The 21,298-nt window shown below is 59.6% G+C and carries 23 protein-coding genes and 1 pseudogene; 13 read left to right on the plus strand and 11 right to left on the minus strand.

Annotated features, from left to right (window positions below):
- Positions 1–41: 41 nt before the first annotated feature.
- Entirely contained in the window at positions 42–1,133 is a 1,092-nt protein-coding gene (gene queG / locus GZH91_RS07395) for a tRNA epoxyqueuosine(34) reductase QueG (protein ID WP_147072518.1), read from the minus strand.
- Here queG and tsaE point away from each other — a divergent pair.
- From tsaE to GZH91_RS07415, 4 genes are all read left to right on the plus strand, one after another.
- Positions 1,125–1,622, plus strand: a complete 498-nt coding sequence (tsaE, locus tag GZH91_RS07400) for a tRNA (adenosine(37)-N6)-threonylcarbamoyltransferase complex ATPase subunit type 1 TsaE (RefSeq protein WP_147072516.1) — start codon at positions 1,125–1,127, stop codon at positions 1,620–1,622. The genes queG and tsaE overlap by 9 nt on opposite strands.
- Positions 1,586–2,881, plus strand: a complete 1,296-nt coding sequence (locus tag GZH91_RS07405) for an N-acetylmuramoyl-L-alanine amidase (protein ID WP_147072514.1) — start codon at positions 1,586–1,588, stop codon at positions 2,879–2,881. The genes tsaE and GZH91_RS07405 overlap by 37 nt, the downstream gene beginning before the upstream one ends.
- Before the next feature lie 63 nt (positions 2,882–2,944).
- Complete coding sequence (gene mutL, locus GZH91_RS07410; protein WP_147072512.1) at positions 2,945–4,714, plus strand: DNA mismatch repair endonuclease MutL; 1,770 nt, start codon at positions 2,945–2,947, stop codon at positions 4,712–4,714.
- Between the two features lie 9 nt (positions 4,715–4,723).
- A complete protein-coding gene (locus GZH91_RS07415; protein WP_147072510.1) occupies positions 4,724–5,548 on the plus strand; it encodes an NYN domain-containing protein in 825 nt (274 codons plus the stop codon).
- Between the two features lie 47 nt (positions 5,549–5,595).
- Here the strand turns inward: GZH91_RS07415 and GZH91_RS07420 are convergent, their stop codons facing one another.
- Positions 5,596–7,329: a bifunctional metallophosphatase/5'-nucleotidase gene (locus GZH91_RS07420; protein WP_147072508.1), complete on the minus strand. Its 1,734-nt coding sequence runs from the start codon at positions 7,327–7,329 to the stop codon at positions 5,596–5,598.
- Between the two features lie 483 nt (positions 7,330–7,812).
- Between GZH91_RS07420 and GZH91_RS07425 the strand changes: the two genes are divergently transcribed.
- Entirely contained in the window at positions 7,813–9,153 is a 1,341-nt protein-coding gene (locus GZH91_RS07425) for a DEAD/DEAH box helicase (RefSeq protein WP_147072506.1), read from the plus strand.
- A gap of 147 nt (positions 9,154–9,300) precedes the next feature.
- Here GZH91_RS07425 and GZH91_RS07430 read toward each other — a convergent pair whose 3' ends face one another.
- The 4 genes from GZH91_RS07430 to GZH91_RS07445 all read right to left on the minus strand — a co-directional run bounded on the left by GZH91_RS07430 (position 9,301) and on the right by GZH91_RS07445 (position 10,635).
- Positions 9,301–9,495, minus strand: a complete 195-nt coding sequence (locus GZH91_RS07430) for a hypothetical protein (protein ID WP_307723877.1) — start codon at positions 9,493–9,495, stop codon at positions 9,301–9,303.
- A gap of 130 nt (positions 9,496–9,625) precedes the next feature.
- Positions 9,626–9,904, minus strand: a complete 279-nt coding sequence (locus GZH91_RS07435; RefSeq protein ID WP_147072502.1) for a YqjK-like family protein — start codon at positions 9,902–9,904, stop codon at positions 9,626–9,628.
- The gene (locus GZH91_RS07440; RefSeq protein WP_147072501.1) at positions 9,901–10,293 is read right to left on the minus strand and encodes a phage holin family protein; all 393 of its coding nucleotides are present in this window, start codon (positions 10,291–10,293) and stop codon (positions 9,901–9,903) included. Before GZH91_RS07440 ends, GZH91_RS07435 begins: the two co-directional genes overlap by 4 nt.
- 6 nt (positions 10,294–10,299) lie before the next feature.
- Positions 10,300–10,635, minus strand: a complete 336-nt coding sequence (locus GZH91_RS07445; RefSeq protein ID WP_232522225.1) for a DUF883 family protein — start codon at positions 10,633–10,635, stop codon at positions 10,300–10,302.
- A gap of 231 nt (positions 10,636–10,866) precedes the next feature.
- Between GZH91_RS07445 and ovoA the strand changes: the two are divergent.
- The 4 genes and pseudogenes from ovoA (at position 10,867) to GZH91_RS07465 (ending at position 16,049) form a co-directional block, all read left to right on the plus strand.
- Positions 10,867–12,970: pseudogene (ovoA, locus tag GZH91_RS07450) on the plus strand (5-histidylcysteine sulfoxide synthase).
- Entirely contained in the window at positions 12,967–14,139 is a 1,173-nt protein-coding gene (locus GZH91_RS07455; protein ID WP_147072497.1) for a MalY/PatB family protein, read from the plus strand. The pseudogene ovoA and the gene GZH91_RS07455 overlap by 4 nt, the downstream one beginning before the upstream one ends.
- A gap of 177 nt (positions 14,140–14,316) precedes the next feature.
- Positions 14,317–14,814, plus strand: a complete 498-nt coding sequence (locus tag GZH91_RS07460; RefSeq protein WP_147072495.1) for a thioredoxin family protein — start codon at positions 14,317–14,319, stop codon at positions 14,812–14,814.
- Positions 14,811–16,049: a hypothetical protein gene (locus tag GZH91_RS07465; protein ID WP_147072493.1), complete on the plus strand. Its 1,239-nt coding sequence runs from the start codon at positions 14,811–14,813 to the stop codon at positions 16,047–16,049. The genes GZH91_RS07460 and GZH91_RS07465 overlap by 4 nt, the downstream gene beginning before the upstream one ends.
- Before the next feature lie 59 nt (positions 16,050–16,108).
- Here GZH91_RS07465 and GZH91_RS07470 read toward each other — a convergent pair whose 3' ends face one another.
- Positions 16,109–16,669, minus strand: coding sequence for a cob(I)yrinic acid a,c-diamide adenosyltransferase (locus GZH91_RS07470; RefSeq protein ID WP_147072491.1), 561 nt, complete (start codon positions 16,667–16,669; stop codon positions 16,109–16,111).
- 230 nt (positions 16,670–16,899) lie between these two features.
- Between GZH91_RS07470 and GZH91_RS07475 the strand changes: the two genes are divergently transcribed.
- The gene (locus tag GZH91_RS07475; RefSeq protein WP_147072489.1) at positions 16,900–17,220 is read left to right on the plus strand and encodes a c-type cytochrome; all 321 of its coding nucleotides are present in this window, start codon (positions 16,900–16,902) and stop codon (positions 17,218–17,220) included.
- Between the two features lie 20 nt (positions 17,221–17,240).
- Entirely contained in the window at positions 17,241–17,567 is a 327-nt protein-coding gene (locus tag GZH91_RS07480) for a c-type cytochrome (RefSeq protein WP_223264537.1), read from the plus strand.
- Between the two features lie 48 nt (positions 17,568–17,615).
- Here GZH91_RS07480 and GZH91_RS07485 read toward each other — a convergent pair whose 3' ends face one another.
- From GZH91_RS07485 to GZH91_RS07500, 4 genes are read right to left on the minus strand one after another with little or no spacing between them, the layout of a single operon-like run.
- Complete coding sequence (locus GZH91_RS07485; protein ID WP_147072487.1) at positions 17,616–18,047, minus strand: DUF1841 family protein; 432 nt, start codon at positions 18,045–18,047, stop codon at positions 17,616–17,618.
- Positions 18,040–19,131: an FIST C-terminal domain-containing protein gene (locus GZH91_RS07490; protein ID WP_147072485.1), complete on the minus strand. Its 1,092-nt coding sequence runs from the start codon at positions 19,129–19,131 to the stop codon at positions 18,040–18,042. Before GZH91_RS07490 ends, GZH91_RS07485 begins: the two co-directional genes overlap by 8 nt.
- A gap of 1 nt (position 19,132) precedes the next feature.
- The gene (gene nth, locus GZH91_RS07495) at positions 19,133–19,768 is read right to left on the minus strand and encodes an endonuclease III (protein WP_147072483.1); all 636 of its coding nucleotides are present in this window, start codon (positions 19,766–19,768) and stop codon (positions 19,133–19,135) included.
- A gap of 19 nt (positions 19,769–19,787) precedes the next feature.
- On the minus strand, positions 19,788–20,204 hold the full coding sequence (locus tag GZH91_RS07500) for a hypothetical protein (RefSeq protein ID WP_147072481.1): 417 nt from the start codon (positions 20,202–20,204) through the stop codon (positions 19,788–19,790).
- Between the two features lie 131 nt (positions 20,205–20,335).
- Here GZH91_RS07500 and GZH91_RS07505 point away from each other — a divergent pair, with 131 nt between their 5' ends.
- Positions 20,336–20,758 carry an SseB family protein gene (locus GZH91_RS07505; RefSeq protein ID WP_147072479.1) on the plus strand — a complete coding sequence of 141 codons (423 nt, stop codon included), beginning with the start codon at positions 20,336–20,338 and terminating at the stop codon, positions 20,756–20,758.
- Positions 20,755–21,297: a hypothetical protein gene (locus GZH91_RS07510; RefSeq protein WP_147072477.1), complete on the plus strand. Its 543-nt coding sequence runs from the start codon at positions 20,755–20,757 to the stop codon at positions 21,295–21,297. Before GZH91_RS07505 ends, GZH91_RS07510 begins: the two co-directional genes overlap by 4 nt.
- Position 21,298 lies beyond the last annotated feature (1 nt).

Genomic DNA, 21,298 nt, shown 5'->3' on the forward strand with positions numbered 1-21,298 from the left:
GCTGCCTCTTGGAAACATCCCGTAAATCCTGAGAAATCTTGTTAATCCTGTCCATGTCTTTCAAGTTTGGCAGCTTCAATATGTCTCGACAGCGCCCATTGTACATGCTCGCGCACCAGCGCTGAGGGGTGGCCGGCGCGGCTGTGCAGGGCATCGACAGCCGCGTCGCTGGTGGGCGCGTTGCCCAGCGCCACGGCGATGTTGCGCAGCCAGCGTTCATAACCGATGCGGCGGATTGCGCTGCCTTGCAGACGGGTGTCGAAATCGTGTTCGCTCCAGGCGAACAGTGCCGCGAGCGCGGCGCCGTCGAGACCGTTGCGTACCGAGAAATCCGCCAGCTCGCTGGTTCTGGCAAAGCGGTTCCACGGGCACACCAGCTGGCAGTCGTCGCAGCCGTAGATGCGGTTGCCCATCAGCGGGCGCAGCACAACGGGGATGCTGCCGGGGTGCTCGATGGTGAGGTAGGAGATGCAGCGCCGTGCGTCCAGTTCGTAGGGGGCGACGATGGCCCGGGTGGGGCAGATATCGAGGCAGGCCTGACAACTGCCGCAGTGCGCGGACGCCGGGCTGTCCACCGGCAGCGGCAGGTCGGTATAGATTTCGCCGAGAAAAAACCATGAGCCCGCGTCGCGATCCAGCAGCAGGGTGTGCTTGCCGCGCCAGCCCAGTCCGGCATTGGCAGCCAGCGCCACTTCCATCACCGGGGCGGAATCGGTGAACACCCGGTAGCTGAATGCGCCCACGGCGGCCTCGATGCGCGTCGCCAGTTGTTGCAGGCGGGTGCGCAGCACCTTGTGGTAGTCGCGTCCCAGCGCATAGCGGGAAATGAAAGCGAGATCGCCGTCGCCCATTACCGTCCAGCTCTCTGCGGCTTGTGGCGGCAGGTAGTTCATGCGTGCTGAGATGATGCGCAGCGTGCCGGGTACCAGTTCGGCGGGGCGGGCGCGTTTGACGCCGTGTTTTGCCATATAATCCATCTCGCCGTGGTAGCCTTTATCCAGCCATGCGAGCAGTTCCGCCTCGGTGTTGTCCAGCGCGCAATCGGTGATGCCCACGGCTCCAAAACCAAGTTCCCGCCCCCACGCCTTGATATCCCATACCAATCCCGCTAAATCGAGTTCACCATGATCCATCCCGCCGATGATACCCTGCCGCAGCTGACACTACACCTGCCAGATGAGGCTGCAACCCTTGCCCTGGGCGCAGACATGGCGCGGATACTGGTGCCTGGCCTGGTGTTTTATCTTGACGGCAACCTGGGTGCGGGCAAAACCACGCTCGTCCGGGGCATCATGCGCGGGCTCGGATACGAGGGAAAAGTCAAGAGCCCGACCTATACTTTGGTTGAGCTTTATGCTATTTCTAGGTTAAATTTATATCACTTTGATTTATATCGCTTCGCCGATCCAATAGAATGGGAAGAAGCGGGGTTCAGAGAATATTTCAATGCACACAGCATTTGCCTGGTGGAGTGGCCTGAAAAAGCCGGAGACTGGCTCCCCAGGCCGGATATGCGGGTGCTGCTGAGAATGCGGGATGGTGGTAGAACAGCCGAACTGAAGGCGGAAACGGAGGCGGGCAAGCGATGGTTAAGTCAACTGCGAGACACAATACATCCATAACCAGTTGGGTATTGCTGGCGGCGCTGCTGTTTGCGCCGATACTGGGCTGGGCCGCCAATGCGGTCGATGCGGTGCGCTACTGGCCGTCTGCCGACTACAGCCGGCTCACGCTGGAATCGTCCAGGCCGATCAGCTACAAGCTATTCACGCTGAGCAATCCGGAGCGCCTGGTGATTGATCTGGAAGATGTGGAACCCTCGCCCGCATTGCAGGATCTGGCTGGAAAAATCGGCGCAGACGACCCGTGGATCGCCGGCTTGCGCGCGGGGGTCAACCGCCCTGGCGTGATGCGCCTGGTGCTGGATCTGCGCGGCGAGGTGAAGCCCAATGTATTCAGCCTCAAACCCGCAGGTGAGTATGGTAATCGGCTGGTGCTGGATGTTTACCCGGCCAACGCGCAATTACCCGGTGCCAACAGTTCTCCCGCGGAGCCGCTTGCGGAAGCCCCGGTCAGGCCCGGGATTTCCGCACCGGCTAACGATTCGCGGAAGGAAGAGAAATCAGCCGGTACGCGTGACAAAAAGCCGCAATTCCAGATCACGCGCCTGATTACCGTGATGATTGACCCCGGCCATGGTGGCATCGATCCCGGTGCGCATGGTGCCAATGGCACCAACGAAAAGGATGTCACCCTGGCCATAGCCAAACGCGTCAAGGCCAGGATCGACGCCATACCGAACATGCGAGCCGTGCTTACCCGCAATGGTGACTATTTCATTCCGCTGGGCGAGCGCGTGGACAAAGCGCGCCAAATCAATGCCGACCTGTTCGTATCCATCCACGCCGACGCATTTGTCAACCGGGATGCACGCGGTTCCAGCGTGTTTACCCTGTCCGAGCATGGCGCCACCAGCGCCGCTGCGCGCTGGCTGGCGAAGAACGAAAACGACGCCGATCTGGTGGGTGGGGTGAACGTGGGGGTGAAAGACAAAAACCTGGCGCGCACTTTGATTGACCTGTCGCAAACGGCAACCAACGACGACAGCCGCCGTCTCGGGCGTGCGGTGCTGACTGAGCTGTCCGACATCAACCACCTGCACAGAGGCCGGGTCGAGCAGGCGGGTTTTGCCGTGCTCAAGGCACCGGATATCCCGTCCATCCTGGTGGAAACCGCGTTTATTTCCAACCCAGAGGAAGAGCGGCGCCTGACTGACGACGCGTATCAGGACAAAATGGCAACGGCCATCGTGGATGGCATCCAGCGCTTTTTCGCTACCAATCCGGCCACCATCCGCGCCAAGCTGGCGGTGAATTCCTGATTTTTTCATACCCGGCCGGGCTGGCCAGCCGGGTATAATTGGGCGTCAACTTCTGGATAGCCCATGTCCGTCATACAGCTCCTCCCCGATTTGCTGATCAGCCAGATTGCCGCTGGCGAGGTGGTCGAACGCCCGGCGTCGGCGTTGAAAGAACTGCTGGAAAATAGCCTGGATGCGGGTGCGACCGAGATTCGCGTGCAGCTGGAGCAGGGTGGCATCAAGCTCATGCGCGTGGCGGATAACGGTGCTGGCATTGCTTCGGCGCAATTGCAGATTGCCCTGGCGCGCCACGCCACCAGCAAGATAGCCAGCCTGGAGGACCTGGAGCGTGTTGCCAGTCTGGGGTTTCGCGGCGAAGCGCTGGCCAGCATCGCAGCGGTGGGACGGGTGCGCCTGGCGAGCCGGGCGGTTGGCGCCGACCATGCCCACCAGGTACTAGCGGACGGCGGCCGGCCCGGGGAACCTCAGCCCACGGCCCTGGCCGCGGGCACCACCATTGAAGTGCGCGACCTGTACTTCAACACCCCGGCACGGCGCAAATTTCTCAAATCCGAGGCCACCGAATACGGCCATAGCGAGGAAGCATTTCGGCGCATTGCGCTGGCGCGGCCGGATGTGGCATTCAGCCTGCAGCACAATGGCCGTGCCCAGCATCACCTGCGCAGCGAGGACGCGCGTCGCCGCATCGGTGCGTTGCTGGGTGATGAATTCGCTGCCTGCGCGCTGGAGATAGACGAATCTGCTGCCGGGCTGCGCCTCACCGGCATGAGTGCGCTGCCCGCTTATTCGCGCGCCAGTCGCGATGCCCAGTATTTTTTTGTGAATGGCCGTTTCGTGCGCGACAAGCTCATCGCCCACGCGCTGCGTCAGGCCTACCGCGACGTGCTGCACCACGATCGCCACCCGGCGTATTGCCTGTTTTTTGACCTCGACCCGGCGCTGGTGGACGTGAACGTGCATCCGGCCAAGATCGAGGTGCGCTTCCGCGACGGCCGCGCCGTGCACCAGTTTCTCTACCACGCACTGAACAAGGCGCTGGCCGGGCGCGGTGGCGAGAACCCGGCGGCGCAGGCGCAACTGGCCCGCCCCGAGCCTGCCAGCCATGCCGCGCGTCCGGTGTTTTCCTCTGGCGCGCCTTATCAGGCGCCGATGCCGCTGGGCGTGGCGCAGCCGGCAACTTTTTACGACCTGATGATGCGCGATCTGCCGCTGCCCCAAACCGCTGCCGCGCAGGTGGAAGAAACGGCCGCCCACCCGCTGGGCTACGCCATCGCCCAGTTGCACGGCGTGTATATCCTCGCCCAGAATTCAGCCGGCCTGGTGCTGGTGGACATGCATGCCGCGCACGAACGCGTGGTGTACGAGAAGCTCAAGACCGCACTCGACCAAAAAGCGGTGGCGAGCCAGCCGTTGCTGATCCCCGCCGCCTTCCAGGCCGATGCGCTGGACGTGGCGGCTGCCGAACAGCACGCGGCAGCCCTGCATGAAATCGGCTTCGAGATCGCACCGCTGTCTCCCACCAGTCTCGCGGTACGCGCCGTGCCGCGGTTGCTGCAAAACGCCGACCCCGCGCAACTCGCCCGCGATGTGCTGCGCGAATTGCGCGAATGGGGCGCCAGCCGCGTGCTCACCGAACGCCGCAACGAGCTGCTTGGCACGCTCGCCTGTCACGGTGCGGTGCGCGCCAACCGGCAATTAAGCATTACCGAAATGAACGCGCTGTTGCGCGAAATGGAAACTACCGAGCGCGCCAACCAGTGCAATCATGGCCGGCCCACCTGGTTTCAGATCAGTCTGGCGGAACTGGACAAAATGTTCATGCGCGGAAAATAGGAGATAGCAATGTCGGAACGCAATGAAATCAACAACATGGCCCTGTTCTGCGATTTCGAGAACATCGCGCTCGGGGTGCGCGACGCCAAGTACGCCCAGTTCGACATCAAGAAGGTGCTGGAACGCCTGCTGCTCAAGGGCAGCATCGTGGTCAAGAAAGCCTATTGCGACTGGGATCGCTACAAGGAATTCAAGGCGCCGATGCACGAGGCGGCGTTCGAGCTGATCGAGATTCCGCACGTGCGCCAGTCCGGCAAAAACTCCGCCGACATCCGCATGGTGGTCGACGCGCTGGACCTCTGCTACACCAAGTCGCATGTGGATAGCTTCGTCATCATCAGCGGCGATTCGGATTTCTCGCCGCTGGTGTCCAAGCTGCGCGAGAACAACAAGCTGGTGATCGGCGTGGGGGTCAAGAACTCCACCTCCGACCTGCTCATTGCCAACTGCGACGAATTCATTTTCTACGACGATCTGGTGCGCGAACAGGAAGCGCAGAAGAAACGTGCGGTGCGGAAAACCCCCGACAAATCCGCCAACGACACGGCAAAGAAACCCTCGCCACGGAGCGAAAACGACAAGCAGCAGGAAGCGTTCGACCTCGTGGTCGAAACCGTCGAAGCCCTGCTGGCCGAGCGCGGCGAGGAAGAAAAAATGTGGGCCTCGATGGTCAAGCAGACCATGAAGCGGCGCAAACCCGACTTCAACGAGTCCTATTACGGTTACCGCACTTTCAGCGATCTGCTGGAAGACGCACAGCAACACAAGTTGCTCGCGCTGACCCGTGCCGAGAAGGGGGGCTACATTGTGCGGTTGCCGGGATCCGATAAGTAAGGCCCCGCACAGCGTAGGTAAGCGAAAATACCAGCCCCCGGTGTCCCTTACATAACGTTTGATCCCAATGGTTGAATTTCTCGTATGCCATGTTCTTCCTGGGGCAATGGATTGATGAGACGGATACGATCGAGTTGCAGTGTCTCGCTATTAACCGTTTTGGCGGGCAGCGTTTCCACGTAGCGTTTCACCACATCGGTACCATCCAGAATGCTACCGTCCTGGTCCTTCAGCACAACAATGTTTTTAGCCGGGACGCGATTGATCAGATTAGGCACCAGATCGTAATAAAAACCGCCAACCGTGTAACTGGCGTTAGGATCCAGGGGTTTGCCATTAACCCGGATATTACTGACACGATTTCCCTGTGCCGCCCGTGGATCAAAATCGGCAGTCAGGCCGCTATAACCCGCCGTCCAACCATTGACCCATTCGCTTGTACGCCCTTGTTCACCTTGAGGTTTTCCTTCCAGAGTCCTCTTGATTTGTGCACCGGTCAATTCGCCTTTGGCGATTTGCGGGCCAATCGGCATGAAGTGATAGAGATCCTCCATTTTGATGGGTCCCTTTGCTATGGTAGTGCCATAACGAAACCCGGTAATCCCCCCCAATTGAGCGCCGGTCATGACGCGGAAAGCATCCGTCAGGAAATCATGTGAACTCCCTTCGATCACCCCAGGCATGGCCTCATCGCTGAAATTACTGCGGTACAACGGGATTTCCGTCTGACCGATGACTGTGTCGATAGGGTAGCGCAGACGAGCTCCACTTATGGGGTTTTTAATCTCCCCGGCACGGAACTGGGGTCCAGCAACATAGGGTTGACGCACCGATTTGACCAGTGCTGCTATGCCCCGATCTTCCTTGATCCGATCGGTGATGCGGTGAGAAATATATTTATTGCTGACCACCTTGCCCTTGACTACACGCACACCAAGTTCACCGATTACCTGACCGTCCATGCCTTGCTCGACGACCAGCGTGCCGTACTTGGACACAATAGGTTTGGGCGTAATTTCATGCTTATCAGAGGACAGAATAATGTCAACACCCGGAATCCGATTGGCCAGCGTCAGATTGCCATGCAACCCCAGTTCGGAGATGGCAACCACCAGATCGACATCCTGCTCCCGCAACAGTTTTGCGTATTTCTCATACTCGGCCTCGCCATTGGTGAATTTCAGACCCCTGGTGATATTCGGATCGCCGGCCTGTGGTCCGCGGTCGCTGGTAAAACCAATGATCCCGACGCGCAGACCATTAATCGTCTTGATGATGTATGGAGCGGCAATATTTTGTCCGGTACGGGCTTCGGCGCCGGGGTAGTTATCGTAATAGAGATTGGAAATAATCGGGTGCCAGTTGGCTTTGGCTTGCTGGCCCGCGAAATAATCGATGAATTTATTCGCGCCGTATACATAGTCCCAATTGCCCGGTGCATACGCATCAATATGAAAGGCGTTCAAAACTTTAATCATGGCTTCGCCCTGGGTGAACAAAGCTTCAGCGCCGCCATGTAAGGTATCCCCCGTATTCACCAGCAAGGTTTGGTCGGGCTTGGCACGGCGGATATCTTTGATCAGCGTGTAAATGCGTGCCACACCGCCCTCACTTTGACCATTGCCATCGCTACGCACATTCGGGTGCGGAATCAAGTGACCATGCAGGTCGCCCATATGAATAAACGTTACTTCCCCAGTTCCGGTACCGGCTTGCGCCTCCGCCAGTGCGGAAAAAGCCAGGCACAAACTGGCAACAAGGTGAATTTTTTTGAATCTCATGTCTACCCTTTATATATTTGAATTTGATATCTGCGATGCAGACAACACCTGGCGGGGTTGGCAAAGCGGCCGAGCGTCTATCCTATACCGTGGAAATTATCATTAATATTCGAATATAATTTAATAAATAATCGAAAAAATGGATCATTCATGAGCGCGCTTATTAGTAAGCACCTGCATTATTTCTGAGCCGTCGTCAAAGCGTCGCCTAAACATCATGCAGCTCTTTACGTTGAATCGAAGATGGAAGTTCAACGTTTTTCACATCAAAATCCGCTTTTTTACCCTACCCCATATCAGTTTCGCGTCAAACATGCTCAGATCCGCAAATCAACGTAAATTCCGGCACTCTGTTAGAATGCACGCCTGCGGCATTTGCTCCAGTCCCTATACCGCAGCCTATCCGGCTTTCAAACCCCATCCGCCTGCCCAAGACTGGCGCTGCAAGCGCAGCGACAGGCCGATCTGTTTCTTAGGAAATTTATGTCATTCGCATCCCTCGGCTTGTCCGAAGAAATCGTCCGTGCTGTTACCGAGCGCGGCTATACCGAGCCTACCCCAATACAGTTGCAGGCCGTTCCTGCCGTGCTATCCGGCGGTGATCTGCTGGCTGGCGCGCAGACCGGTACCGGCAAGACCGCCGGTTTTGTTTTGCCTATCCTGCATCGCCTCTCCGACAAGGCCGTCAAAGGCCCGTCCGAAGGCCGGCCGCCGATTCGTGCGCTGATCCTCACCCCCACCCGCGAGCTGGCGGCACAGGTGGAAGAAAGCGTGCGTGAGTACGGCAAATATCTGAAGCTGAACTCGATGATGATGTTCGGCGGCGTCAACATCAACCCGCAAATCCAGAAGCTGCGCAGCCGTGTGGATATCCTGGTGGCGACGCCGGGGCGCCTGCTTGACCATGCGCAACAGCAGACGGTGGATTTGTCCAGGGTCGAAATTCTGGTGCTGGACGAAGCCGACCGCATGCTGGACATGGGCTTTATCCGCGACATCAAGAAAATCATGGCGTTGATCCCCAGGCAGCGCCAGACGCTGTTGTTTTCCGCGACCTTCTCGGACGAAATCAAGACGTTGGCAGACAGCCTGTTGAACAACCCGGCGATGATCGAAGTGGCGCGCCGCAACGCGACTGCCGAGCTGATTTCGCAAAAAGTCTACGCGGTGGATCGCGAGCGCAAGCGCGAACTGCTCACCCATCTCATCAAGGAACACAACTGGTTCCAGGTGCTGGTATTTACCCGTACCAAGCATGCTGCCAATCGACTGGCGGAGCAGCTCGGCAAGGACGGCATTCCCGCCATGGCGATCCACGGCAACAAGAGCCAGGCGGCGCGTACGCGTGCGCTGAAGGAATTCAAGGACGGCAGCCTGCAGGTGCTGGTCGCGACCGACATCGCCGCGCGCGGCATCGATATCAGCGAACTGCCGCACGTGGTCAACTTCGAGCTGCCCAATGTGGCCGAGGATTATGTACACCGCATCGGCCGTACCGGCCGCGCGGGCAGCGAAGGCGAAGCGCTGTCGCTGGTCTGTGTGGACGAACACAAACTGCTGGCGGATATTGCCAGGCTTACCAAACGTGATTTAACTGCCGAGATTTTGCCAGGCTTCGAACCCGACGCACGCATCAAGCCGGAGCCGATACTCAATGGCAGCCAGCGCGGCAACCAGCCGCGTGGCGGCGGACAGGGCAGGACACGCGCACCGGGCAGGCCCGCTGGTCAACCGGGGAGCCGACCTGCCGGGAGTAGCGGCGGCGGTGCAAAACCCGCCGCGCGTGCGCCTGCGCTGCACCGCACGGGCGGACGCAATCGCTGAATGAGGCCAAGGCGGCCGAGAGCCGCAACAGTCCCGAAGACCGGCCTGCGGTTTTAGGGACAGGAATCAGGCAGACCGGTAATCATCCTGCGCCCACAGGGATGCAAGATGATTACGCCGCCATCGCGCCAGACAGCGGTGATGGCGCTACTTGCGTACGATCAGCAGGAGCACCCCAGCGGCTATTGCCCCCACTCCTGCCCAGACCGGGATATTGACCGTTTCCTTGTTCTTGACCGAAAGCTCGAGCGGACCCAGTTTGACCTCTTGCGTCTCCTTGGTGTAGCTGAAACTGCCATATGCCAGCCCCAGGACACCAGCCACAATTAACACGATCGCCATTATTCTTGCTGCGTTCATAATTATCCCCTGAATAAGAAAATTCACTGGATTCACTGCCTGGTTGTGATCTTGTCATTCCCGCACACTTGATCCGCAAACCCAATCGACAGAATTACCCGTTTTTTTTTGTTCATTTCCTGCGCAATCTACGCACCAGCTGCCATGCCAGCCAGCCGCGGCGCAGCCATTTTCCAGAACCATATTGGCGCAATGCGACAAACAGGGTGGTTGCGCCAGCCAATAGCAATGGGTTGCGTCGCACAAAACGAATCGCTTCCACGCCGCGATCTACCAGCGCCAGCGGAGCACGCAGGCGTTCGATGCGCCGTCCAAGCTGGGCGCGCTGACTCGCTGCCAGTGCCTGCAGATGACGGCGCCGTTGCGCTAGCGGGTCGAGGTTAGGCTTCATCTGCGCGGTGGCAGTTGTGCGCTGTCCTGGTAGAGTTCGGCCAGGGTTGCCGCAAACAGTCTGGGCTTGGTGCGCAGCTTATGCAGCGCCATCCAGGATGCTGAAAGCCCTCCGACCAAAAACAGCCCGGTGAATCCAGCCAGAACCAGCAAGCGGTGCGTGTCCCAGAACGCCACGACAATCAGCAAAACCGCAAGAATGACCCCTACGCCGATGCAGAACAACGCTACCAGCATCAGTATCAACAGGATTGCCAGACGCTCGCGTTCTTCTTCCAGGTCAGTGGAGAGCAACTCCAGACGCGTATAGACGATGGCAATCAGCGTGCCCGTGAGGGCCTTCAGCGAATCGAGCAGTCCTTTGCTGGCAGGATTGTTTTCCGCTGTCATTGCTGTTTAGCGGCGACCAACCAACAGCCCGACTACCAAACCCACGCCGGCGGCAACGCCCACCGCTCTCCATGGGTTTTCATGTACATAATCATCGGTGGCACGCGCTGCCGCCCGGGTTCTTTCCATTAACGCATCCTGAGCCTCGGCTATCTTGGCTTTGGCGATGGCGAGTGATGCTTCGGCTTTGGTACGTGCCGCAGCCAGTGCCTCACCCCCTTGATTGGCTGTGACTTTGAGCAAGGCCTCGGCATCGGCAATCACCACCTTGAAATCAGAAATCAGCTGATCTTTGGTGATGTCGGTAAGATCTGTTTCTGTGCCCACTCTATTTGTATTCAAGATTGTTTCTCCATCAAGTTTAATAAAATGCGTGTATCGCGTTTTTAATACCAAGGCACCCATGGTAGTGATAACGGCTATCCGCTAATGTCCGGACTACCCGCTTATACTTTAGACCGAGTCGGGATGTATGCCTAGGATTAAAGGATTATTTTGCTGCGAGCCTTGTCTGCCGTGCTCTGGCAAGCTACCTTTACGCACTCACATAACGAGATAATACATTTGGATCAAATGCACTGCAGCCTGTTTGCACGTAGCCCGCGCCTGGATGGCTGCGATCCGGAACGCATGCGCGCGGAAATCCGCGACTATTTTCACACCACTTTCGACCGTTACGAGCAACTGTTCGAGACGCTCGCCTGCGAAGAAGCGTATTACAAAAAACCCATCCCGTTGCGCCATCCACTGATTTTTTATCTTGGCCATAGCGCCACATTTTTCATCAACAAGTTGTTGCTGGTAGGGCTAATCAGCGTGCGCATCCATCCCCAATTCGAGTCTCTATTCTCGGTAGGCGTGGACGAGATGAGTTGGGATGATCTCTCCGACACGCACTATGACTGGCCGCGCGTAGCTGAGTTGCGCGACTACCGTGACCAGGTGCGCGCTGGTGGACCGGGTGATAGCCGGCGCCCCGCTGACCCTGCCAATCGACTGGGATAACCCGTGGTGGGCAATCGTGATGGGCATTGAACACGAGCGCATCCATCTGGAGACTTCTTCGGTGCTGATTCGCCAGCACGCGCTGGCCTATGTCCAGCCTCATGCTGCGTGGGGGGCGTGCAAACTATCCGGCGCACCGCCGTGCAACGTGCTGGTGCCGGTTGCCGCCGGTGCGGTGCGCCTGGGCAAGGAAAAAGCGGACCCGCACTACGGCTGGGACAACGAATACGGCCTGCGCGAGGTTGCGGTGAGCGAATTCCAGGCCAGCCAGTACCTGGTCAGCAATCGCGAGTTTCTGGGATTTGTCGAAGCGGGCGGCTACCAGGCGGACGCCTGGTGGGAAGAAGAAGGATGCGGCTGGAAAAATTTCAGTCAGGCGCAGCATCCCGGTTTCTGGCGCGTTGATGGCTGCGCCTGGCGCCTGCGTTTGATGACCGAAGTGGTGCCCATGCCCTGGCCAGCGGAAGTCAACTACCACGAAGCCAAGGCATTCTGTAACTGGAAATCCCGGCAAACCGGCCAGCCCGTGCGCCTGCCCACCGAGGACGAATGGTATCGCCTGTATGATGTGGCCGGCGTGGCAGAAGTACCGCGAGATCAGGCCGCCAGCGCCAATTTGCACCTTGAGCACTGGGCATCCGCCTGCCCGGTCACGACTTATCGCCACGGCGATTTGTTTGATGTGGTCGGCAACGTCTGGCAATGGACCGAACCCCCCATCTATCCGTTGGAAGGATTTGAAGTCCACCCGGTTTATGACGACTTCACCACGCCCACCTTTGATGGCCGCCACCACCTCATCAAGGGCGGCTCGTGGATCAGCTGTGGCAATGAGTCGCTGCGCAGCGCGCGCTATGCCTTTCGCCGCCACTTCTTCCAGCATGCCGGGTTCCGTTATGTGGTGAGTAATGCGCCTGCCAGCACGCCGAATGTGTTCTATGAGAGCGACAAGCAGCTCTCCGAATACGCCGAATTCCACTATGGCGATGAATATTACGGTGTGCCCAATTTTCCCACGACGCTGGCGCAGATCGCCATCCGTGCAATGGGTGACAAACCTGCCCGCACGGCGCTTGATCTGGGCTGCGCGACCGGGCGTGCCACGTTCGAGCTGGCACGGCATTTTGAGCATGTCACCGGGGTGGATTTTTCGGCGCGTTTTATCCATCTCGGCGTGCAGTTGGCCGAGCAGGGCAGCATGCGCTACACCCTGGTGGACGAAGGCGAACTGCTATCGTACAAAACCCGGCGCCTCGCTGACCTGGGGCTGGCCGGATTGCGCGGCAAAGTGGCGTTTCTGCAGGGTGATGCGTGCAATCTCAACCCCATCCTCAGCGGTTTTGATTTCATCCTTGCCGCCAACCTGATTGACCGCCTGTACAGCCCGGCCAAATTCCTCGCCAGCGTGCATGAGCGCCTCAACCTGGGCGGGGTCCTCATGCTGACCTCGCCCTACACCTGGCTGGAACAGCACACCCGGCGCGCGGATTGGGTGGGCGGCTACAAAAAAGACGGCGAGAATTTCACCACCCTGGACGGCCTGCAAGCCCTGCTGGGCAAGCATTTCCGCCTGCTGCAAACGCCCCAGGATGTGCCTTTCGTGATCCGCGAAACGCGTCGCAAATTCCAGCATACCCTGGCTGAAGTCACCCTGTGGGAACGCATAGGGTGAGTTTCGACTTCGACCAGACCATCCCGCGCGAAGGCACCGCCAGCGTCAAACACGATGGTCGCACTGCGTATTTCGGCACGGCAGACGTGACCCCGTTGTGGGTGGCGGATATGGATTTCGCCGCCCCCCCGGCAGTCACCGCAGCGCTGGTCGCGCGCGCCGCGCATCCGATCTATGGCTATACGCGCTATCCGGACAGTCTCTACGACGCGCTGATCGCCTGGATGCAGCAGCGCCATGGCTGGTCAGTCAAGCGCGAATGGATAATCATGTGCCCCGGCGTGGTGCCGTCGCTGCACGCTGCGGTAATGGCCTTTGCCCGGGCGGGAGAGGGCGTCATCGTGCAGCCGCCGGTGTATTTCCCGTTTTTTTCCGCGGTGACCAGCAGTGCACGACGCCTCATTGAAAATCCCCTGCGCCTGACTGATGGCCGTTACCAGATCGACTTCGGGCACCTCGAGCACTGTGCTGCCAGCGGCGCCAAACTCCTGCTGCTATGCTCGCCGCACAATCCGGTGGGGCGGGTGTGGCAGCACGACGAACTTGTCGAGATATTGCGCATCGCGCGCCGGCACAAGCTGGTGGTGCTATCCGATGAAATTCACGCCGATCTTGTCTATCCCGGCCAGCACCACACCGTGCTGGCCACCCTGGCGGACGAGGCCGACAGCCTGATCACCGCCGTTGCGCCCAGCAAGAGCTTCAATATTCCCGGTCTCGGGCTGTCCTGCCTCATCATCCCCGACCCGGAACTGCGCGCCGCGACCGGCGAAGTGTTCGCCAGCCAGCATGTCAGCGCCAGCAACCCGTTCAGCATCGTCGCATTTGAAGCTGCCTATCGTGACGGCGGCGCCTGGCTCGATGCGCTGATGGCCTATCTGCAGGGAACGCGCGATTTTGTACTCTACTATGCGCGCCAGCATCTACCCGGCATCCGGCCGATTGCGCCCGAGGGCACTTATCTTGTCTGGCTAGACTGCCGCGACATGCAGCTGAGTGACCCGGCGCTGCGTGATTTTTTTATTCACCAAGCCGGGCTGGGCATGAACCCGGGCACTGTTTTCGGCACGGGTGGCAGCGGTTTCATGCGCCTGAATCTGGCCTCGCCACGGCACATTATTGCTGCCGCACTGGCACGCGTCAGCCAGGCATGCGGCTTTTCCGGATAAGCTTTTCAAACAAATTCGCTACACTGGTATTCTGCATACTATTGTTGACCTGCGCGATGGGTAAACCGCACAAATCACAATGCGCTACGACAGTACTCGCAGCGGTGCCCTTTCGTGCAAAGCACGCGACTAAGGTAGAGTAATGCACATAATTAATTGCGCTGTGAGGAGAATGAAATGAAACGTCTGTTACTGGGCATGCTGTTTGTCGTCATGTGTCTCGCTGCGCCCGCTTTTGCCGATCCGCCCGATCACTATCCGTTCGTTTCCTACGGCGATGGTTTACGCCTCGCCAAACAGCAGAACAGGCCGGTATTCCTGTATTTCGGCCGCTACGGATGCGGCTGGTGCGCGAAGACCAACAAGGAAAGCTTTTCCGATCCCGACATCCACCGCCTGTATACCGAACACTACGTATTGGTCTACGTCGATGCGGAAAGCGGCAAGCGCCTCAAATTGCCTAGCGGGGAACGAATCACGGAAGCGGAGCTGGGTGCCCGCTTCAACGCCTTCGCCACGCCCTTGTTCGTATTCCTGGACCCGCAAGGCAAACAGATCGTCAAAATTCCCGGCTACAAAACCGTTCAGGATTTCAAGGATTTCGACCGCTATGTGAACGGGGGCTACTACAAGACCCAGACGCTGCTGCAGTTCCTGGGCAGGAAATCTTCATGATACGTGCTCTGGCGGTTGCGATTTTTATTTTCCCTGCAACGGTATCGGCGGCGCCGTGGCAGTTCGATCAACCCATCGACGTCACGCCGGTTCATGGTGCAAAAGTGTTTCACCATGTGGAGGCCGCAGGCCGCAAGAGTATTGCCGTTTCCGGGGCTTCCGTCGCGGTGGTGTGGGAAGACAACCGGGACGGTGTGTCACGCTGCTACGTGGCGGTGAAACGATCCGCAGAAAGCGGATTTGAGGCGGATCGGCCGGTGAGTGGCGGTAAGGAGGCGTTCGAACCCAGTATCGTCTCGCTGCACGATGGCCGTTTCGCGGTGGCGTGGGAACAGGATGGTGGTGTCTGGAGCCGGGTTGTGAGCGCCACACAGATGGGGCTGCCCCTCAAGCTGGCCGGCCCCGGCAGCAGCGCGGCGAGCGCCGGGTTTTCTCCCCGGGCCGGACTATGGATCGCCTGGTCGCAGCAGGATGGGCACTATGCCGGTATTCATGCCGAAAAGCTTGGCTACGCCCCTGCTGCCGACAGGCTGGCGCCGGGTATGGCCGTATCGGTGGATGGCGCGCCGTTGTCGGGGGATCAGCTCTACCCCAGCGTCGCAGCCCTGCAAACGGGCGGGGTAGTGATTGCCTGGGAAGATCGCCGCAGGGGGCATACGACCATCATGTACAGCCATGCCGGGACGGGCGGGAAATTCGTTGCGGCCACACAGATGAACGAAACCCGGCGTGACGCGCGCAATGCTGCAGTTGGTCCGGGCACCGGTGCCATGCGGGTCGCGCTGGCCGCCGAGGCAGGCAACAGTGTCGCAGCCGTGTGGTCCGATAAGCGGGATTTTCTGTCCGGTTACGATGTATACGCGGCGTTTAGCAGCGACGGCGGAGCGCATTTCGGCGCCAACCAGATGGTCCAGGACGGCTTTGGGGACAACACGCCGCAATGGCACCCGGCGATTGCCAGCGACCGCCGGGGCAAGCTTGCGGTGGTATGGGACGACAATCGCGACGGCAGCCCCGATATCTGGCTTGCCTGGCCGACCGCCTCGGGATGGAGTGATAATGTCAATGTGCCCGGGGCAGCGGGTGCGGGTGTCCAGTCCGACCCTTCCATCGCCATGGATAGCCAGGGCAACCTGCACCTGGTCTGGCTGGAAAAGCAGGCGGCGGACGGACCGACCCGGCTGCGCTACGAAATGGGACGAGCTGTTGCGGACAGGCTTAATACGCAGAAGTGAGTGCGGGTAGTGGAGGCGTTACAGTCTGGTTTGGGGACTAAAAAGCATGGCGGTGTCCCTTATTCGGCGGGCGCGTGGCGTTTGGGCTGCCAGCACACATCCGCCAGTCCGGCATGGCGGTTGAGTACGCGGCACAGGATGAACAGCAGATCGGACAGGCGGTTCAGGTATTGCACCGCCAGCGGCGATACCGGTTCATTGCGCGCCAGCGTCACTACACGGCGCTCGGCACGGCGGCACACGGTGCGCGCCACGTGGCACAGGGAAGCCGCGCGGGAGCCGGCCGGCAGGATGAATTCCTCAAGCGGCGGCAGGGCGGCGTTGTGGCGGGCTATGGCGGCATCCAGTGCGGCGAGGTGGTCCTCGGTGATGGTGGTATAGCCAGGGATGGAAAGCTCGCCGCCCAGGTCAAACAGACCGTGTTGCACCTCGCTGAGCAAATCACCGACAGCAGCGGGCAGATTCTCGGCCAGCACCACGCCGATCTGGCTGTTGAGTTCGTCCACGTCGCCCAGCGCTTCCACACGGGCAGCATCCTTGGACGTGCGAGAGCCGTCACCCAGGCCGGTGCTGCCGTCATCACCGGTGCGGGTGGTGATTTTGGAGAGGCGGTATCCCATGTTTTCTCGGTCCGGTTGTGATGAGTGTGCGCCATGCTACCGTTATGCGGATACGGGCGTCCAGCATGCAATTAACGTGATGTTGCCAGGCTGTCCCAGTGTGCATACAATGGCTTGGCTAAAAAAGCAAGACTAAGGTGTCCGCAGAGGCGTCATAAAATTAAAGCGGCCGAATATTACGAAGTCTGTATAGGCAGTCGCAGTTCACATCCATCAAGAGTGAGGAGAGCATGAAAACAAGTCTGTTATTCAGCCTGGTTGCGCTGAGCGTGTGTCTGGCACCCGTCGCCCATGCCGCCGGTGACCCGGTTGCCGGCAAAAACAAGAACTCCATGTGTATCGGCTGCCACGGCATTGCCGGCTGGCGTACCGCTTATCCGACGGTATACAGCGTGCCGTATCTGGGTGGCCAACACGCCGACTACATCGTCGCCGCGCTCAAGGAATATAAAAGCGGAGAGCGCAGCTTCCCCACCATGCGGGCGATTGCGGCGAGCCTGTCGGACCAGGATATGGAAGATCTGGCCGCGTATTACTCAGAAGGCAAATAAACAAAAGAGAGGATGACACAATGAAGCATCTGGCAATTTTGGCGCTGCTGGGTATGGTGGCGAGCGCACAGGCGTGGGCGGTACCGGACGGAAATGCCGCGCAGGGCAAGGCGAAATCGGCAACCTGCGCGGCCTGCCACGGCGCGGATGGCAACAGTCAGGCGGCGATGTTTCCGCGCCTGGCGGGACAGCATCCGGATTACCTGTACCAGGCGTTGACCGAATACAAATCCGGCGAGCGCAAAAACGCCATCATGTCCGGGCAGGTGACCAACCTGTCGGAACAGGACATGGCGGATCTGGCTGCGTATTTCGGCAGCCAGAAGGGGCTGACCCTGAAGCGGTGAAGCGGTTTTCTGCGGAATAAAAATGACGGTACTTGTTCCACCGCTTTTTTATTGGCCCTGCTTTTTATCCAGACAGGCAAGGTAAATCAGCGGATCAAACGCAGTGCCGTGACGTTGTGCCTGCCAGATCATTTCGGCCAGGCAGTCCATGATTTCATGCTGCGCGTGCATTGCGTCGCCGGTTTTTTCCAGGAGTGCCTGGTAGTGCGCGCGGATGCCGGGGGGCTGGTCGATGCTCATCTGCTCGGCGATGGCAAGGTGCATGGACAGATGCAGGAACGGGTTGGTTGCGCCGAATTCGGGCGGATAGTCGCGTTCCAGATAGCGCTCGGGTTGATCGAGCAGGGCGTGGTATTCCGGGTGCGCCAGCAGGGTGTCCAGCACGGTTGCTTCCAGCCCCTCCAGAGGTTGCTGTGCGCGGTATTTGCGCCAGGTATCAAAAAGAAAGCGGCGCGCGTCGTCGCGGCTGGGGTTAAACATGGTCGGTAAATAATCCGAGTACGGTGGAATATTGCAGCAGTTGATTGGCGGAATTGAGCCAGCCGATTTCGCCATTGCCGTAGAAGCCAATCAGCGGCATGTCCGGATAACGTGCGGTGAGCAGTTGCAAATCGCGATCCGTGCCGCCATAGAACGCCGGACCACGCCCCATCGAGGAAAACAGCAGGCCGAATTGGGGCGTGGCCGCCAGCAGTTGCTCGGTGCGATCCAGGGTGACGCGCATATTGCGCTCGGCGGCCAGCGGCTGGCGCAGTGCCCAGAACAGCTTGTCGCCTTCATTGAGGCGCGCGGACAAAGTCACCGAGCGGTCGTCCGGGTTGGTGGCAATCACCTGTACCAGACGGTAGCGGCCTTCAAAAAATGCGCTGGACGGTTCGCCAAAGGTGACTGCCGCCATGATGAGGTGCAGCGGGATGTGGTCGAGTTCGCGTACTTCCAGCGGCAGTTCGCGTGCCAGCAGGTTGAGTGCCGACTGACGCCCCAGGCTGAGCAGATCAAAGCCGTCGACCTGGGTGACCTCGGTCGGCGCGGTCAGCGCACGGATGCCCTGCGATACGCCCATCACCCCGCGCACGCCCTGGATGGTCATCTCGCAGCGTCCGCTGGCGCTGACCTTGCCGCCGCGCCATACCTTGTACGGACCGCGTCCGGTCGCGTCGCCCGACACGGCGCCGAGGCGCTGGCCCGGTGCGCCGATCCAGTTGGTATCAATCGCATTGGGCGCGGTGAGGGCGAGTATCAGGTCGTCGTGCGCGGGCGTATGTACCGCGCTCAAACTCAGCGCGCCGCCAAACACCATGGCCGCCGCCGCGGGTGAATCCAGCACCCAGTCATGCTCGGTAAATATACCCGCTGCGCTGCACCCGACAATCTGCATGCACTGGCTCTGGCGCGAGGCGGCAAGCAGCGCAGGCTGCGGGTCATGGGCGAAATCGGCAGACAAAAACAGCAGCACGCTATTGGCGTGGCTGATGCCGGCACGCTGCATGGCCTGTGCCACCGCCTGGGTGGCGAGGTCGGAGGCGGGGGTGCTGCCGATGGCGAGGCCGGTGGCGACGGTCATGTCAGCCCGCCGTTTTCTGCGGATATTCGCACAGGTCGGCAATCAGGCAATGCGGGCAATCGGGTTTGCGTGCCTTGCAGGTATAACGGCCATGCAAAATCAGCCAGTGGTGGGCGTCCTGCAGGTATTCGCGCGGAATGTTTTTCATCAATCTGTGCTCCACCTCGAGCACGGTTTTGCCGGGGGCCAGCGGAATCCGGTTGGCCACGCGGAAAATATGCGTATCCACTGCCATGACCGCTTCGCCAAACGCGGTATTGAGTATCACGTTGGCGGTCTTGCGCCCCACGCCGGGCAGGGCTTCGAGCGCTGCACGGGTGGCGGGCACTTCACCGTTGTGCCGGGCAAGCAGAATCTGGCAGGTTTTGATCAGGTGTCTGGCCTTGCTCTTGTACAAGCCGATGCGCTGCACGTATTTTTCCAGCCCGGCCTGGCCCAGCGCAAGCAGCGCAGCGGGGGTGTTGGCGTGCGGGAAGAGTGCGCGCGTGGCGAGGTTGACGCTCTTGTCGGTGGCTTGCGCCGACAGCACCACTGCCACCAGCAGTTCGAACGGGGTGGTGTATTCCAGCTCGGTGGCGGGGTGGGGGTTGGCCGTCGCGAAGCGTGCAAAAATTTCGCGGCGTTTGGCTGCGTTCATCCGGCGCTGCCGGAACGCATCAGGTGTGACGGAACCAGCCGAGTTCCGGCTGCGGCGGGCGCGGTGTTGCCTTGGCTTCTTGTTCCAGCGCGTGCAGCATGTGATGATGGTCTTCGTCGAGCTTGTGCATCTGCTCGTCGGACAGCTTGGGGAAAATCGTGCCCTTGATGAATCCGCCCAGGTCAATCAGTGCAGTGGTCCAGGCGCCCTGGCGCAGGTGGAAGTCCACGTGCGAATGCTGGCCAAACGGATAGTGAGTGAACTCCATCCCTTTGACGGCCTTGAGGTCGGCGTCAGCCATGACAAAATTCTTCGCCCAGTCATACCACCACTTGTAATATTTTTCCTGCATGGCAGGATTGAAATGATAGCGCTCGTAAAAACCGAACACGCTGACGCGATTGGTATTGCCGCTGAAAGGGAAATGTCCGGACATGCCTGGTTCCTCTGAATCAAATAATCAATGAAGACCGCCATTCTAAGAAAAATCCGTGCGTCATGCCAGTCGGGATACGCCCGGGTGCTGAATTGCGCTACACTTCTACGCTCACTTTCCGAGCTAGTCCGATGAATCAAGACACTTTTGAACCCAAAAACGAATTGGAGAAACAGCTTCAGTGTGCCCTGGATGGAAGCGTTTCGGGAGATGATTTCATGCGTTACCTGATGGATGCGCAAGTATTCATGCCGGTCGAAGACGAAGCGAACCAGATCAAGGGCTTTCAGCGTAGCACGCGCGCCCAGCCATTGGTGCTGGAGGACGAAACCGGCACCCGGGTGCTGGTGCTGTTCACCAGCCCGGAGCGCGCCAAGGCGTTCGTCGAAAACCATCCCGGCTACGGCGGCGGCCTGCTCACCGAATTTGCCTGGGTGCTGCGCAAAATGGGCGCGCCTGCCGGTATCGCACTGAATCCGGGACTGGATGCGGGTTTCGATCTGGAGCCGGAAATGGTCGCGGATTTGATGGCGAGCCTGCCCCCGGAGGCATGATGGGCACACGCCAAGTGGGGGAAGTGTACTCGCCTGATCATACCAGCTACCCGGAAGCAACCCAGTATTGCTACCGCGCTGGCGTGCATGATCTGGTGCTGTTCTGGACCCATCCCACCCCCGCCGAGGTGAGCGGATTCCGCACCCAGCCGGTGGAATTTGCCTTGTATGTGCAGCAGCCTGTGCTGTTTTTGTTGTATCGCATAGAAGGCGTGTGCGAGTGGTCGGACGTGGCCTATAACGTTCACCAGTTGCGCCCCGACGAGCAGGCGGTGCCAGCCAATCCGCCCGGCGACCGCGCGCGCGTGCAAATGACCCTGGTGGACGCCAGCAACGGTATTATCCAGGCCAAGCGTGTGGTGGGCATGGGGCCGGCCATGACCCAGGCGCTGCGTCATACGCTGCACGAGCAGACCCGGTTGCCGTACTCGCGCTTTGATTACGAGGCGCTGGTGCAGCAAGCCTACGCGCGTTACCCCGATAGTGATGCCATGCTCAAGGATGCATGGCTGTCGGAAGCCGCCGAAAGCGAGAATTAAT

This window comes from Sulfuriferula plumbiphila (assembly GCF_009938015.1).
GTDB lineage: Bacteria > Pseudomonadota > Gammaproteobacteria > Burkholderiales > Sulfuriferulaceae > Sulfuriferula > Sulfuriferula plumbiphila.